Annotated in this window: 1 protein-coding gene; it reads left to right on the top strand. The window is 70.7% G+C overall.

Features of this window, described 5'->3' with window-relative positions; all coding sequences use genetic code 11:
• Nucleotides 1–121 precede the first annotated feature (121 nt).
• The coding region (locus ACFY2K_RS43490) for an IS481 family transposase (protein ID WP_387718684.1) at nt 122–1,070 on the top strand (949 nt) is incomplete at its 3' end.

The following is a 1,070-nucleotide window of genomic DNA, read 5'->3' as shown; positions in this document are numbered from 1 at the left end:
CTAGGTGTACTGACCACGGAGGTTGGTGACGGGGTTCACGGCTGGGTGATCTTGAAATGAGTGAGGGCCTTCTGGCTCGGTGTGGATTGCGACATCTGCACCGGCTCCCAGAAAGGCCCTCATGCCACACCGTAACGCACCGCTGACCGAGACCGGCCGCCTGCGTCTGGCCCGTTGCGTGGTCGAGGACGGCTGGCCGCTGCGCAGGGCCGCCGAGCGTTTCCAGGTCTCGCCGACGACGGCCAAGCGCTGGGCGGACCGCTACCGAGCCCTCGGCGAGGCCGGCATGAGCGACCACTCCAGCCGGCCGCACCGCAGCCCACGCCGCCTGCCGTCCCGCACCGAGCGGCGGATCGTCAAGGTCCGGGTGCTCCGCCGCTGGGGACCGGCCCGCATCGCCTACCTGCTCCGCCTCAACCCGGCCACCGTCCACCGGGTCCTGGTCCGCTACCGCCTCGCCCGCCTGGCCCACCTCGACCGCGCCACCGCCCGCCCGGTGCGGCGCTACGAACGCGCCGCACCGGGCGAGTTGGTCCACGTCGACATCAAGAAGCTCGGCAACATCCCCGACGGCGGCGGCCACAAGACCCTCGGCCGCCAGGCCGGCCGCAGGACCCGCTCCGGGGCCGGTTACAGCTACCTGCACAACGCCGTGGACGACCACTCCCGCCTTGCCTACAGCGAGATCCTGCCCGACGAGCGCAAGGAGACCGCCGCCGCGTTCTGGACCCGGGCGAACGCGTTCTTCGCCCGGGCGGGGATCACCGTCCAGCGCGTGATGACCGACAACGGCTCCTGTTACCGCTCGCACCCGTGGCGTGATGCCCTCGCCGTCGAGGGCATCACGCACAAACGCACCCGGCCCTACCGGCCGCAGACCAACGGCAAGGTCGAGCGCTTCAACCGCACCCTGCTCGACGAGTGGGCCTACGCCAGGCCCTACCGCACCGAACAGGAACGCCGCGACGCCTACCCCGACTGGCTCCACACCTACAATCACCACCGCGGACACACCGCACTCGCAGGCAAGCCACCCGCCAGCCGCGTCCCCAACCTCACAGGACAGAACA

Source organism: Kitasatospora sp. NPDC001309, from assembly GCF_042896295.1.
Classification (GTDB): Bacteria; Actinomycetota; Actinomycetes; order Streptomycetales; family Streptomycetaceae; genus Kitasatospora.
Note: the sequence above shows the minus strand (reverse complement) of the source record. Positions and strands in the feature narration are given on the sequence as shown.